13 protein-coding genes and 1 pseudogene are annotated in these 12,981 nt (G+C 67.6%); 7 read left to right on the forward strand and 7 right to left on the reverse strand.

All coding sequences use genetic code 11. The features are described 5' to 3' along the window. Nucleotides 1-214 (forward strand): annotated as a pseudogene (locus DPQ64_RS13615) (glycerate kinase type-2 family protein); the annotation flags it as partial. Between the two features lie 33 nt (nucleotides 215-247). Beyond that, nucleotides 248-877: a hypothetical protein gene (locus tag DPQ64_RS13620; protein ID WP_115864865.1), complete on the forward strand. Its 630-nt coding sequence runs from the start codon at nucleotides 248-250 to the stop codon at nucleotides 875-877. Between the two features lie 8 nt (nucleotides 878-885). On the opposite strand, the gene hflX is transcribed toward DPQ64_RS13620, so the two are convergent. The 5 genes from hflX to DPQ64_RS13645 all read right to left on the reverse strand — a co-directional run bounded on the left by hflX (nucleotide 886) and on the right by DPQ64_RS13645 (nucleotide 6,861). Then, the gene (hflX, locus tag DPQ64_RS13625; protein ID WP_115864866.1) at nucleotides 886-2,370 is read right to left on the reverse strand and encodes a GTPase HflX; all 1,485 of its coding nucleotides are present in this window, start codon (nucleotides 2,368-2,370) and stop codon (nucleotides 886-888) included. A gap of 321 nt (nucleotides 2,371-2,691) precedes the next feature. Continuing rightward, a complete protein-coding gene (locus tag DPQ64_RS13630; protein WP_115864867.1) occupies nucleotides 2,692-2,970 on the reverse strand; it encodes a DUF7553 family protein in 279 nt (92 codons plus the stop codon). 50 nt (nucleotides 2,971-3,020) lie between these two features. Continuing rightward, on the reverse strand, nucleotides 3,021-4,175 hold the full coding sequence (locus DPQ64_RS13635; RefSeq protein WP_115864868.1) for an SDR family oxidoreductase: 1,155 nt from the start codon (nucleotides 4,173-4,175) through the stop codon (nucleotides 3,021-3,023). After that, on the reverse strand, nucleotides 4,175-5,809 hold the full coding sequence (locus DPQ64_RS13640; protein WP_115864869.1) for a succinic semialdehyde dehydrogenase: 1,635 nt from the start codon (nucleotides 5,807-5,809) through the stop codon (nucleotides 4,175-4,177). Before DPQ64_RS13640 ends, DPQ64_RS13635 begins: the two co-directional genes overlap by 1 nt. Before the next feature lie 77 nt (nucleotides 5,810-5,886). Next, nucleotides 5,887-6,861 (reverse strand): aldo/keto reductase, encoded by a 975-nt coding sequence (locus DPQ64_RS13645; protein ID WP_115864870.1) that lies wholly within the window; start codon nucleotides 6,859-6,861, stop codon nucleotides 5,887-5,889. 133 nt (nucleotides 6,862-6,994) lie between these two features. Here DPQ64_RS13645 and DPQ64_RS13650 point away from each other — a divergent pair, with 133 nt between their 5' ends. From DPQ64_RS13650 to DPQ64_RS13670, 5 genes are all read left to right on the forward strand, one after another. Then, on the forward strand, nucleotides 6,995-8,215 hold the full coding sequence (locus DPQ64_RS13650) for an MFS transporter (RefSeq protein WP_115864871.1): 1,221 nt from the start codon (nucleotides 6,995-6,997) through the stop codon (nucleotides 8,213-8,215). Between the two features lie 177 nt (nucleotides 8,216-8,392). After that, nucleotides 8,393-9,664: a translation elongation factor EF-1 subunit alpha gene (gene tuf, locus DPQ64_RS13655; RefSeq protein WP_115864872.1), complete on the forward strand. Its 1,272-nt coding sequence runs from the start codon at nucleotides 8,393-8,395 to the stop codon at nucleotides 9,662-9,664. A gap of 92 nt (nucleotides 9,665-9,756) precedes the next feature. Then, entirely contained in the window at nucleotides 9,757-9,945 is a 189-nt protein-coding gene (locus tag DPQ64_RS13660) for a DUF5786 family protein (protein ID WP_115864873.1), read from the forward strand. Between the two features lie 511 nt (nucleotides 9,946-10,456). Next, entirely contained in the window at nucleotides 10,457-10,990 is a 534-nt protein-coding gene (locus DPQ64_RS13665; protein ID WP_115864874.1) for a hypothetical protein, read from the forward strand. 195 nt (nucleotides 10,991-11,185) lie between these two features. Beyond that, complete coding sequence (locus tag DPQ64_RS13670; protein ID WP_232820585.1) at nucleotides 11,186-11,902, forward strand: uracil-DNA glycosylase family protein; 717 nt, start codon at nucleotides 11,186-11,188, stop codon at nucleotides 11,900-11,902. Nucleotides 11,903-11,916: 14 nt separating this feature from the next. Here the strand turns inward: DPQ64_RS13670 and DPQ64_RS18870 are convergent, their stop codons facing one another. Further along, nucleotides 11,917-12,087: a hypothetical protein gene (locus DPQ64_RS18870; RefSeq protein WP_157971709.1), complete on the reverse strand. Its 171-nt coding sequence runs from the start codon at nucleotides 12,085-12,087 to the stop codon at nucleotides 11,917-11,919. 501 nt (nucleotides 12,088-12,588) lie between these two features. Then, entirely contained in the window at nucleotides 12,589-12,840 is a 252-nt protein-coding gene (locus DPQ64_RS13675) for a hypothetical protein (protein WP_115864914.1), read from the reverse strand. Nucleotides 12,841-12,981: the final 141 nt, after the last annotated feature.

Here is a 12,981-nt window from a genome sequence, read left to right on the forward strand (position 1 = left end):
CGACGCGGCCGACTCGGCCGCGTCGCCAGCCCCGCAGTCGGCGAATCCGGGGGACGAGTCTTGCTCGGGAATCCCCGCCGACGCCGCCCGCGAAGCGCTCGCGGACAACGACTCGCTCGGCGTACTGGCGGGGGCAGACTGCGCGATCCGAACGGGCGCGACAGGCACGAACGTCAACGACCTCCGGGTGCTCGTCGTCGGCGCGCGGGACTGAACATTGAAGACGGTCGGCCGTGACTATTCCGACATGTCACTCATCGACCGACTACTCGGCGACGACGAGGACGACGCGCAGGACCGGATCGAGGAGTCCCGCGAGGCGGCCGACGACGCGCTGGGCCGACAGGTCGACCTCGACACCCACGGCATCGAGGACGCCGGGGTGACCGGCGTGGCGGTGGTCAACGAGGGGCCGGACGACGAGCCGGTGACGGTGCCCATCGCGCGGTTCTCGCTCGGCGAGGACGTCGAGTCGCCCGACTTCGACCTCGCCTGGGAGCTAGTCGGCGCGGCGCTGCTCGCGCTCGACCCAGCGTTCGACGACGTGTTCGTGCGCCACTTCGACGTCCAGTTCACGTTCGACGGTGACGGATTGTTCGAGGCCGAGGAGTGTCGCCGGATCGCGGTGCCGACCGAACTCGCCGACCGGGTCGCCAGCGACCCGAGCTTCGGGGTTGGCGAACTCAGGGCGGCCGTCGAAGACGGCCACGACATCGACGACGAGATCGCGCCGGTCGCGTGGGGCGAGTGCAAGGACTACAGCCGAAACTCCGGCATGGCGATGGTCGCGGCCAGTTCCGCCGCCAGCGCGAGCGCTGCGAGCTGTGCGGGCGCGGGCAGTGCGGCGGCCGGGTGTGGCGGTGCGGGCGGCGTCTGAATACCTCTTTACTCGGACGATACCGCTGCTCGCGCTCGACCGCCGACCGCGTCGGCCTTCGCGCGAGCCTTCTCGACCACCGAGGGACGCGCCTCGAACGCGACCCGAACCTCGGTGTCGGCGTAGTCCACATCCGCGACCCGGGCGTGGTCGTACAGCCACGAGACGAGGCTCATCGCGCCGTCGTCGTTCGGCAGCCGGAGTTCGACCTCGCGAAGATCCGGGAGCGCGTCGGCCATTCGCTCAACGAGTGCGTCGAGGCCGTCACCCCGAGTCGCGCTGATCGGGACCGGTTCGGCCGTGATCGTCTCGCCACTCTCCGGGAAGTCCGCCGCGAGTTCCGCTACGACCCGCTCGCGCTCGGCGAGTTCGTCGGCGTCGAGCAGGTCGGCCTTGTTCAGTACCGGAACGATCTCTCGGTCCGTATCAGTTCCCTCTTTGCTGTCCGCACTGCCGCTCCCGGCGTCGACCGCCACGTCGAGGCTGGTTTCGAGCTTCCGGCGGAGCTCCGCGGGCGGGTCGCTGGCGTCGGCGACCAGCACCACGCAGTCCGCGGTGGCGGTCTCCGAGAGCGTCCCGTGGAACGAGGACACGAGGTCGTGGGACAGATTGGCGACGAACCCGACGGTGTCGGTGACCAGCGTCCGCCGGCCGTTGACGGTCGCCCGGCGCGTGGTGGTGTCGAGAGTCTCGAACAGTCGGTCCTCGATCTCGGCCGTCTCGTCGAGGTCGTCGTGGTTCGGTCGATGTGCCTCGAAGTCGAGGTCGTCCGCGAGCCGATGGAGCAGGGTCGACTTCCCGGCGTTGGTGTAGCCCGCGAGCGCGACGAACGCGAATCCCTCCTCGCGGCGGCGCTCGCGGCGCTTCGCGGCCTCGTCGCCGAGGTCGTCGAGCTTCCGGTCGAGTTCGTCGATGCGGCGCTGCACGTCGCGGACGCGTCCGCCGCCGCGCTCGTCGTGCGCGAGGTTCTCGCCCGCAATCTCGCGGCTGACCGCCTCGCGGATTCGCGGCAGGTCGTTCTCCAGTCGGGCGCGCTCGACCTGTAGCGTGGCGCGCTCGGACCCGGCGCGGTCCTCGAACACGTCCAGGACGAGCCGGTAGCGGTCGAGGACCGTCGTTCCCTCGGGACACAGGTCGGCGAGCTCGACGGTCTGAGTCGGCGTGAGTTCGTTGTCGAAGATCACGACCGATGCGCCGGTGTCGGCGACCGCCTCGGCCAGTTCTGCGGCTTTCCCGCTGCCGAACTGCGTGGCGGGGTCCTCGGCGCGGGTCTGGGTCACCGCCGCGACGACCTCGTAGCCCGCGGCCGCGGCCAGCTTTCGTATCTCGGTGGTGTCCGGACCGCCAGCGGTCGTTCCTTCGGAGTCGGCGTGGTTCGGCCCGGCGTGATTCGGGTCGGCGTGACTCGAGTCGGCGTGATTCGGATCGGCGTGGTTCAACTCGGCGTGATTCGGATCGGCGCGCTTCGCGATTACTGCGGGTTGGGATTGCATGGATGGGATTCCGTGGTGGCGATTGCTCGTCGCTGCCCCGACTACTCGCGATGAGCCGAACGCGTGCTCATCGAACGACTGAATCGCAACCGGACCGGACGCCGCCCTGCGAGCGCGACGGACGACTGGCGGGACTCACGTTTCGAAGGCGACTGAAGCGGCGGACGCCGTGGCCGCGGACGCTCGTCCGGTCAGTGGAGGAAGAGAGAGGTCTTCATTCGACGTACTACCGAGTTGTCCGTAATCCGTGATAAAGATTCGGGAAATCGGAACTCGGCGAGGGCGATGCCGAGTCCGGCGTCGAGAAGTAGCGACCCGCTGCTACACGCCATCGACCGTCGACCGATACGCCCGCACGTGGTCGAGCGCCTCGTCCACCGCCTCCGCACCCTCGTCGTCGAGGTCGGTGCGAACGTCCTGAAGCCCGTGCTCCAGTCGCGCGAGCGCGCCGTGGTCCGGCCCGCGCTCTCCGTCGGCCATCTTCCGGACGCGCTCGGCGAAGCCGTCGAGTCGGTCGGCCGCGTCGTCAGGTGCGCGTTCGCGGGCCGCGTCTATCGACTCCGCCGCCGCTCGGAGTTCGTCTGTGGTATCGTTCGGCATAGGCCCGGCTACTCGGACGCGGTCCAAAGGAGTTGCGCTCCGGCGGCCGGTTACGCCATCGGGTCGGCCGACACGTCGGGATGCTCGTGGAAGAACGCGACCAGTCGATCCACGTAGCTGCCGAACGGCGGGCACGCGACGCCGGTCCCGCGGAGCGCGCGGGTCGCGTTCGAGGCGGTGTAGCTCGTCGGATGCGCGAAGTAATCCACGACCGCCGGCTCGACGCCGAGCGCGCTCGCGAGTCCCGGAGCGTTCTCCAGCGTCCAGCGGGTCGGTCCCGGCCCGCCTGGCACCGGTACTCGGACCACGCGCTGGCCCAGCGCCGCCGCGAACGACCGCGTCATCTCCGCGACCGTGGGCGGATTGGGGTCACAGATCTGGTACACCTCGGCCGCGCTGGTTTCCATCCCGCTCAGCGTGGCGATGGCGTCGACCACGAAGTCCTGCGGGACGACGTTCACCTCGAAGTCGTTCGGGTCGCCGTAGGTCGGGACGACGCTGGGGCCCGGCAGACTCGCCTGCCGGCGGAGCAGTCGGAGCACGTTGTACGGCCCGTCGTACTTCTGGGTCCGGCCGGTTCGACTGTCGCCGACGGTGATCGCCGGGCGGTATATCGTCGCAGGGAGGCCTTCGTCCATCCGGCGCTGGACCGCGACCTCCGCGAGGAACTTGGTCTCCTCGTAGTGGTTGTTGAACGACTGGCCCACGTCGAGGTCGCGGTGGGTGAACGTCCCGTCGTGTCGCCCGCTGACGTAGCAGGTGCTCACGTACTGGAATCGCCGGAGGTCGGGACAGCCCTCGGCGAAATCGAGGACGTTGCGCGTGCCCCCGACGTTGACCGCCATCCCCACTTCGCGGGAGACACCGAGGTCGTAGACGGCCGCGAGGTGGTACACCTCCGCGGCGTCTCGCTGAAGATCGTCGTAGTCGCCGCCGTGTCCGCGGTCAGACTCCGTGATGTCTCCCTCGTACAGTTCGACCCGCGGCGGCGCGGACGAGTCCGCGCCGCCGCGGGTCGAACTGTTTCGATATCGGGAATTCAGGTCGTCGGCCCGCCGCTGGGCGGCCTCGCGGTACTTCGGCTGGACGAGACACCGAATCGGCACGTCCTCGGGATATCTGTCGAGCAGGCGCGCGACCAGTTCCGAGCCGAGGAAGCCCGGGAAACCGGTGAGGAACACCGATTCGGGGGTCGCCTCGGCCATCATTTCAGCCCCGGAATCCGCTTCATCGCGCGGAGCGCGAGCGTCATCGCCGTCGCGTACCAGCGCTTCGGAACGCCGGACGGCGGGGCGAGTGGCGGGCCGCGCTGCTCGGCCACGGTTCTGGACTCGGTGTACTTGTCGAACCCCTCGCGGCCGTGTCGCCGCCCGAGTCCAGAGTCCTTCATCCCGCCCATCGGCGCGTCGATGGAGGCCCACGACGCGGCGTAGGCGTCGTTGACGTTGACCGTCCCGCAGTCGATCTGCCGGGCGAGATGCCGGGCGCGCTCGGCGTCCTCGCTCCAGACGCTCGCGTTCAGTCCGTACTCGGAGTCGTTCGCCAAAGCGAGCACTTCGGCGTCATCGTCGAACGGTTCGATTCGCACGACCGGGCCGAACGTCTCCTCGCAAGCAGCGTCCATCTCCTCGGTCACGCCCGCCAGCACGGTCGGCTCGTAGAAGTAGGGTCCGAGGTCGGGGGGCGCGCGGCCGCCGGTCAGCACGTCCGCGCCCTTCGCAACCGCGTCGTCGACGTGCGCTTCGACGGTTTCGAGTTGGTCGGCGCTCACGAGACTCCCCACGTCGGGTTCGTAGTCGTAGCCCGGCCGGAGGTCGAGCCCGCGCGTCCGCCGCACTAACCGGTCGCAAAAGTCGTCGTAGATTCCGCGCTGGACGTAGAGGCGCTCGAACGAGATGCAGAGCTGGCCCGCGTTGGTGAAACAGCCCCGGAGCGCGCCCTCGACGGCGCTTTCGAGGTCGGCGTCGTCGAGCACCACCATCGGGTTCTTGCCGCCGAGTTCGAGCGAGCAGTCCACGAGGTTTTCGCCCGCTTGACTCGCCACCGTCCGGCCGGTTTCGGTGCTGCCGGTGAAACAGACGTAGTCGACCGCGTCGATCAGCGCGGAGCCGACCTCGCTCCCGCGGCCGGTCACGACCTCGAAGACCGCGTCCGGGACGCCCGCCTCGCGGAGCAGGTCGCGAAGGAGAAGCGCCGTGAACGGCGTCTCGCTCGCGGGCTTGAGCACGACCGAGTTGCCCGCCAGTAGCGCGGGGATGGCGTCCGAGATGGCGAGCGTGAGAGGGTAGTTCCACGGCGAGATGACGCCCACGACCCCGACCGGGCGGCGGTGGACGGTGGTGCGGGTCAACAGCGGGAGCACGCCCTTCCGGCGCTCGGGCGCGAGGTAGTCGTCGGCCCGGTGGGCGTAGTAGCGGGCCGTCGCCGCCACGTCGAGCACCTCCTCGAAGGCGTCGGCGCGGGCCTTCCCGCTTTCGAGTTGCGCGAAATCGAGCAACTCCTCGCGGTGGTCGAGCACGAGGTCGTGGAACCGCAGGAGGAGGTCGGCCCGCGATTCGGGGTCACGGTCTGCCCACGCCGTCTGGGCCTCGCGGGCGCGCTCGACCGCGGCATCCACGTCCTCGGGCGCACACGCGGGAATCGTTCCGATAGTTTCGCCCGAGAACGGCGCTTCGATCGCGATTTCGCCGCGGTCGGGAGCTTCACTTCCGCCCTCGCCGCGGCTGGCGGCCTCGGTCGGGACCGAGGCCGCCAGCCGCGACAGCCGGTCGGCCGTCACGCGCTCGGGGAACGCGGACTCGGCGCGCACAACGGGGAACGAATCGGCGTCTGTGGTCATGGCCCACAACACGGACCGACGTTGTATCAGCGTTCCCCCACGCGGGAAAACAGTCCAGCAGTTTTCGAGGATCGGCCTCAGTCGTGGCCCGACACCGGAACCGGCTCGTACGGCTCTTCGAGGTAGGCGATATCGCCCGGCGAGAGGTCGATGTCGAGCGCTTCGACCGCCTGTTCGAGGTGCTCGACGCTGGTGGTGCCGACGATGGGCGCGTCGACCCAGTCCTTGTGGAGCAGCCACGAGAGCGCGATTTGGGCCATCGTCGCGCCCTTGTCGGCCGCGAGTTCCTGCACGCGCTCGTTGACCTCGGGGCCGCCGCCCTCGCGGTACGGATGCTGGTACAGATACTCCTCGGACTCGCCGCGCGTCGTGGCGTCGACCTCCTCGTGGGGTCTGGTCAGGTAGCCCCGCGCGAGCGGGCTCCACGGCATCACGCCGACGTTCTCCTTCTCGCAGAGCGGGAGCATCTCGCGCTCCTCCTCGCGGTAGACGAGGTTGTAGTGGTTCTGCATGGTCGCAAATCGTTCGAGTCCGAGCCTGTCGCTGGTGTGCAGGGTGTCGGCGAACTGGTGAGCCCACATCGAGGAGGCACCGAGATACCGCACCTTTCCGCGGCGCACCGCGTCGTCGAGCGCCCGCATCGTCACCTCGATGGGCGTGTCGTCGTCCCAGCGGTGGATCTGGTAGAGGTCGATCGTCTCCATCCCGAGTCGGTCGAGGCTGGCCTCTAGCTGCTGCTCGATGGCCTTCCGCGAGAGCCCGCCGGAGTTGGGGTCCGAGTCGTCCATCTGGAAGTAGCCCTTCGTCGCGACGACGCTCTCGTCGCGGCGGCCCTCCAGGGCGTCGCCGAGCACGCGTTCGCTCTCACCGTTCGAGTACATGTTCGCGGTGTCGAAGAAGTTGATGCCGAGGTCGATGGCCCGCTCGATGATCTCCTCGCCCTCCTCGGGGTCGAGCACCCACGGCCGCCAGTCGCTCGATCCGAAGCTCATGCACCCGAGACAGAGCCGGCTGACCTCCATGCCGGTGTCGCCCAGCGTGGTGTACTCCATGTGCGGGGCCTCGCGCCGGAACACCAAAACAGTGTGTCAGTCGGAAATCGAAACGCGAATCGAGAGTGGTGTCTCGACCGACTGGATTTCCGCCAAAGCCGGAGTTTTATACTCGACCTGAAAAGATACCGCCGTGACCGACGACTTCGAAGCCGGTCGGGCGTCCGAGACCGAGCCCGCCCGCTGGGAGACGGTCGGCCTGGTTGCCGGCGTGTTCACGCTCTCGACCGCCGCGGCGGCCTACGAAATCGCGCCGGCGAGCGTACTCCCGCTGGCCCGAGACTCGCTAGGCGTCGGGCGGACCGCGGCCGGCTGGCTCGTCAGCGTGATGTACGCGAGCTCCGTCATCGGCAGCATCCCGGTCGGCATCGCGCTCGACCGCGTGTCGGTCAGGAAGGCGATCGTGGTGGCCGGTCTGGCCCTCCTCGTCGCCGGGGCGTGGGGCTGGGTCGCCGCGTCCGCCGGGACCTACTGGTGGCTGTTCACCTCGCGGGTCCTCGGCGGCCTCGCGTACGTCACCATCTGGAACGCGGGCGCGTACGTCGTCGGGCAGGCGGTCGACGCCGAGATCCGAGCGACCGCGGTCGGCGTGTTCACCGCGAGCGCGCCGGTCGGGTTCGCGCTCGGCCAGTTCGGGAGCCCGCTCGTGGCCGCGCCGCTGGGCTGGCCCGCGACCCTGCCAACGTTCGCCGGACTGGCCGCGCTCGGGGTCGTCGTCTTCCTCGCGTCCACGCGGGGCCAGAGTCTCGCGGTCGAGGCCGACGCCCCCACCGGCAGGGAGTTCCGCCAGCTGTTCACCAACCGCGCGGCGTGGACCATCTCGCTGCTGTGCTTTCTGGCGTTCTCGCTGTACCTGTTCCTCAACAGCTGGCTCCCGAGCTTTCTGAACGACGAGTTCCCCGTCTCGCTGGCGCTGAGCGGCACGCTGACCGCGCTGTTCCCCGCGATGGGCGTCGTCTCGCGGACCGGCGGCGGCGTGCTCTCGGACCGGCTGTTCGGCGGCCAGCGCCGCCCGGTCGTCCTGCTGTCGTTCGTCGTGGCCGCGCCTGCGGTCGTCGGGTTCGTCTTCACGACGGCGATTCCGGTCGTGATCGCACTTCTCGTGGTGTCGGGACTCGCGGTCCAGCTCGCGCTCGGGCTGGTGTACACCTACGTCGCGGAGGTCGTCGACCCGGCGGTCCGGACGACCGCGGTGTCGATGCTGACCGCCGTCGGAATGTTGGGGGCCTTCAGCGCGCCCATCGTCGGCGGGGAGATCATCGACCGCGCGGGCTACCGGCCGGCGTTCCTGCTCGCGGGGGCGGTCGCGGTCGCCGGCATCGTGCTGGCGTGGCGCGCGCCCGACGTGCGATAATTCCGAGTCGCTGTTCGCGCTCGCGGCAGCGTGGTTCGCGGCCGCCGACGGGAGTAGTCTGGGGCGTTCGGCCGCGGGGTGGATTCTGCGAGCGTCGCAAGGCCGTCGAATCCCGACGAGCGCGGAAGGGCTTTTAGCGCTCGGGACCGTCCACTACGACTGACGGGGTGGGAACCAATGGCAGAGACAAACAAACCGCACCAGAACCTGGCCATCATCGGCCACGTGGATCACGGCAAGTCGACGCTCGTCGGGCGACTCCTCTACGAGACGGGGAGTATCCCGGAGCACATCATCGAACAGCACCGCGAGGAAGCCGAGGAGAAGGGCAAGGGCGGCTTCGAGTTCGCCTACGTCATGGACAACCTCGCCGAGGAGCGCGAGCGCGGGGTCACTATCGACATCGCGCACCAGGAGTTCCAGACCGACGAGTACTACTTTACCATCGTGGACACGCCCGGCCACCGTGACTTCGTGAAGAACATGATCACGGGGGCCTCGCAGGCCGACAACGCGGTGCTGGTCGTGGCCGCCGACGACGGCGTCGCCCCGCAGACCCAGGAACACGTGTTCCTCGCGCGGACGCTGGGCATCAACGAGCTCATCGTCGCGGTCAACAAGATGGACGCGGTTGATTACAAAGAAAATCGCTACAAGGAGGTCGTGGAAGAAGTCAAGGATCTGCTCGATCAAGTGCAGTTCGACACCGCCGACGCGAGCTTCATTCCGATCTCGGCGCTGGAGGGCGACAACGTCGTCGAGCGTAGCGACGACATGCCGTGGTACGACGGCGAACTCGTGCTGGAGGCGCTCAATGGACTACAGGAGCCCGAGCCGCCGACCGACGCGCCGCTCCGGCTGCCGATCCAGGACGTGTACACCATCTCGGGCATCGGGACGGTGCCAGTCGGCCGCGTCGAGACGGGGATGTTGAACACGGGCGACAACGTCTCCTTCCAGCCCAGCGACGTAGGCGGGGAGGTCAAGACCATCGAGATGCACCACGAGGAGGTGCCCGAAGCGGGACCGGGAGACAACGTCGGGTTCAACGTCCGCGGCATCGGCAAGGACGACGTGCATCGCGGTGACGTCTGCGGCCCGGCCGACGATCCGCCGAGCGTCGCCGAGACGTTCACGGCCCAGATCGTCGTGATGCAACACCCGTCGGTCATCACCGACGGCTACACCCCGGTGTTCCACGCTCACACCGCGCAGGTCGCGTGTACCATCGAGTCCATCGACCAGAAGATCGACGCCTCGTCGGGCGAGGTCGAAGAGGAGAATCCGGACTTCATCAAGTCCGGCGACGCCGCGGTCATCACGGTCAGGCCCCAGAAGCCTCTCTCCATCGAACCGGCGTCGGAGATCCCGGAACTCGGGAGCTTCGCCATCCGCGACATGGGCCAGACCATCGCCGCAGGACGCGTGCTGGACGTGACCGAGCGGTGATTTGGCGGCGCGCCGAGGGGTGATTCGGGCGTCGAATCGAGGGGGAACCCGACACCGGACGTTTTTACTATCCTCGGCCCCTCACTAGGAACATGGGTTTTGGTAGCTACGACGAGTCCGAGCAGAAAGACCAGGAAAACGACTTCGACGAGGACGACGGCGTCACCGTCCACGAGAACACCCACGAGGGCAAGGTGTCGTTCGATTCGGACGCCTCGCAGGACGAACTCCTCGACCAGCTCGAGGAGATCAAGGGCAGCGGCGAAGCCGAGGAGGAGTAGGACGAGTCGGTAGCGGATGGGAACCGGGGTTCCGACGTTCTCCCTCGATTCAGCGACGCCGGTAGCGCGGTCGGATGGAGGTTCGTCGTTCTATTTCTGACTGACTTCCAATCCAAGTTCTTGGTCATTTTTGTTATTCTACGCGGGTGAACTGGGGCTCTCGTTTCACCGGGTTTGCACTGGTTCCCAAAGACCACCCGGCGCGCGTTTGGGCGCGGCGTGCGAACGCGCGCCGCGCCCTAGCGTGCGAGGGACGAGCATCGCAGGGCGACGCCCGAGAAGCGCAGGAGGCTGGGGAGGACGAGGCGCGGGCGCGGTGCGGGGCAGTTGTGGCCTCTCGGAGGCTAGAGCAACGCTGTTGGAATCCTCAAAACGGATATTTTGCTATGCGAGATATAGAGGATGTAGTTAGCAAGATGTGACTCTACGCGGTTCACCCCTTACGGGGTGTCGCTCGCGTTTCGCCCGGGCTGCAACACATTTGAGGCGCCGGAAACCCAATGGTCGCCAAATGCGGACTATCGTCCAGACGCTCCAACCGGACGTTCCCTACCGCGTGAGACAGCGGCTCGGCCCGTGGATTACCCGGTTTGCGCGAACTCTCGGGCAGCCCGAATACCGCCTTCGGGAGACCGAATACGTCGGCACCGTCCAGCAGCCGCTTGACGAGTTCACAACGGCGCTCAAAGAACACGGCTTCGAGTGGGATCCGCTGGCGTGGTATCACCAGCCGCCGGTCGGGTCGGAGCCAAACGGTAGCTGGACGTATCGACGGGGCTCGCTGGCCGACAGACAGATCCACGTCATCCTCATCGCCCACTCGGCGACGTATATCGACGTGTTCGCCCACGAGGAGTACAACTGGCTGCGACATCCGATCAAGCACCTCCGGCAGGTCGGCATCGAACGGAAAGCCGGGAGTCGAGAAATGCGGCGGTGGCTCAAGAGTCACGGCATGGAGGTCGACGCCAAATCGCGTCCCCGGCGAAAGATTGCACACGCACTAACTGACCTCTACACAAACCTCGAGTCCGTCATCAAGTAGCCGGGATACAATCTATCGCTTCGAAGAAGAGTGGCGAACCGTACGCGGTGTGTTGCGGGAATTACCCTCGATGGCTTGGTGTTTGTACTCGCCCGCGCCGGGCCAACAAGTCGAGTCGAGGAAAGCCACATTCCGGAGAAGCATCTTTCGCCGGAAACCACGCCGGTTTTACACCCATCTACCCTACGAAGCGCCGTGAGGAACGTCACGGACAGAACCAGCAACCCGTTCGGAATGCGGCCGCCCTGCCCGGACGACGGTTCCAGCGGAAAGGTCCCCGCGGTCCACGGCTACGGCGACGCCAACGCCGATTTCCACCTCGTCGGCGACCACCCCGGCGTTCACGGCGGCCGAGCGACCGGCGTGCCCTTCACCGGCAGCGTGGCGGGCGAGCGCCTCCAGCCGGTGCTGAACGAGGTCGGCCTGCTCGGTGACGCCTACAGCGACGAGCCCGCGGCCGCGAACCTGTTCGCGAGCTACCTCCACGCGTGCTGTCTGCCGGAGGACCGCCAGCCGACCGACCGCGAATACGACGACATGGAGCGCTTCTTCGACGCAGAACTGCGGGCCATCGCGGCCCACGTCCTCCTGCCGGTCGGCGAGCGCGCGACCCGCCACGTACTCGGGACCTACGCCGCCCGCGAGGCGCTGCTCGACCGAGACGGGATGGCCACGCTCCACGCCGAGCACGTGCCCGGCCGCGGGTTTCTCGTCGTTCCGATTCGAGAGCCGAGCGAGTGGGACGAGAGGGGACGCTCGGGAAAGAGCGAGGGAAGCGAAGGGAGGGACTCGGAGCAGAGCGACCGCGAGCGACTGGTCGACTCACTGTCGGACCTGCTGGCGTCGGACTACCGCCAGACCGCCGACCTGAGCCGGTTCGTCGCGACCGACGACACCTACGAAGTTAGGTAGTCGTTCGCACGCAGTCACTCGTACGTGCGCCCGCCGGGAACGATCACGTCGAAGACGGACCGGAACGTGCCTACGACGAGGTCGAGCAGCAGTGGAACGAGCGGCAGCACGACCAGAAGGCCGACGAGCGCGCCCACGGCCACCGCCGCGATTTCGAGCGGGGACGTGGGTTTCGGTATCGCCATGACCAGCGTAACGGTAGCATCCGTGAAAACGGTCGTGGTGGATTCGGCGGTTTGGGAGGATTCTGGGGCGTTAGGTGCTGCTTGACCCGTGGAGACTCGTCGAGAACTGCACAGCACCGCACCACAGAAACGCTACCGCACAGCACGGCACCGCACCGCGAACGATGGTATTTGTCGAGTGGAGCTAGCTACCGCTTGAGCCTCGGCGTGACCGCACCGCGACCGCAACAGCACCGCGACCGCAACAGCACCGCGACCGCAACAGCACCGCGACCGCAACAGCACCGCGACCGCAACAGCACCGCGACCGCAACAGCACCGCGACCGCAACCGCCCCTCAGACCTCCCCAGCCTCGGTGGTCGCATAAAAGCGACCACCTCCCTCGCACGCTAGGGCGCGGCGCGTGACCGCGCCGCGCCCAAACGCGCGCCGGGTGGATGCCAAAGATTTGAAACGAGAATATCGACGAACCGCCGAGAACCTCAAAATACGATTTCGCGCTACGACTCGATCTCGAACTCCGCGCCGCAGTTCCCGCAGGCCATGCGCTCGGAGGGGAGCGCTCGCTGGGGCGTCACCAGCCCGCAGTCGTCACAGATGCCGTACAGGCGCTCGGTCGGGTCGAGACCGCCGACGAACTCCATCCGCACCCACGCGTCGGGGTTCCCCTCCTCGTAGATCTCGACGCCGCCGTCGGTACGTCGCCAGTTCACCGGGTCGGCCTCGCGCTCGCGCGCGGCTCGTTCGCTCATCGCGTTGGCGGAAGGCGTGTGAGACTCGAACATAAGCGTTCCGTGATAACGTTTACTCCAGTGTGAGTTAAACTCCGTTCGCGTCGCGATGCTGGCGAGAACCGCGAGAGGGAAAGCGACTTATCCGCCACGCGTCGAGTA

It is taken from the genome of Halorussus litoreus (assembly GCF_003382685.1).
In the GTDB taxonomy this organism is placed as follows: Archaea; Halobacteriota; Halobacteria; order Halobacteriales; family Haladaptataceae; genus Halorussus; species Halorussus litoreus.

Bases quoted from the DNA above. Each gene is read 5' to 3' on its own strand.
- DPQ64_RS13620 (WP_115864865.1), top strand. From the start codon at position 248: ATGTCACTCATCGACCGACTACTCGGCGACGACGAGGACGACGCGCAG.
- DPQ64_RS13630 (WP_115864867.1), bottom strand. From the start codon at position 2,970: ATGCCGAACGATACCACAGACGAACTCCGAGCGGCGGCGGAGTCGATA.
- DPQ64_RS13675 (WP_115864914.1), bottom strand. From the start codon at position 12,840: ATGAGCGAACGAGCCGCGCGCGAGCGCGAGGCCGACCCGGTGAACTGG.
- DPQ64_RS18870 (WP_157971709.1), bottom strand. From the start codon at position 12,087: ATGGCGATACCGAAACCCACGTCCCCGCTCGAAATCGCGGCGGTGGCC.
- tuf (WP_115864872.1), top strand. From the start codon at position 8,393: ATGGCAGAGACAAACAAACCGCACCAGAACCTGGCCATCATCGGCCAC.
- DPQ64_RS13640 (WP_115864869.1), bottom strand. From the start codon at position 5,809: ATGACCACAGACGCCGATTCGTTCCCCGTTGTGCGCGCCGAGTCCGCG.
- hflX (WP_115864866.1), bottom strand. From the start codon at position 2,370: ATGCAATCCCAACCCGCAGTAATCGCGAAGCGCGCCGATCCGAATCAC.
- DPQ64_RS13660 (WP_115864873.1), top strand. From the start codon at position 9,757: ATGGGTTTTGGTAGCTACGACGAGTCCGAGCAGAAAGACCAGGAAAAC.
- DPQ64_RS13645 (WP_115864870.1), bottom strand. From the start codon at position 6,861: ATGGAGTACACCACGCTGGGCGACACCGGCATGGAGGTCAGCCGGCTC.
- DPQ64_RS13665 (WP_115864874.1), top strand. From the start codon at position 10,457: ATGCGGACTATCGTCCAGACGCTCCAACCGGACGTTCCCTACCGCGTG.
- DPQ64_RS13635 (WP_115864868.1), bottom strand. From the start codon at position 4,175: ATGGCCGAGGCGACCCCCGAATCGGTGTTCCTCACCGGTTTCCCGGGC.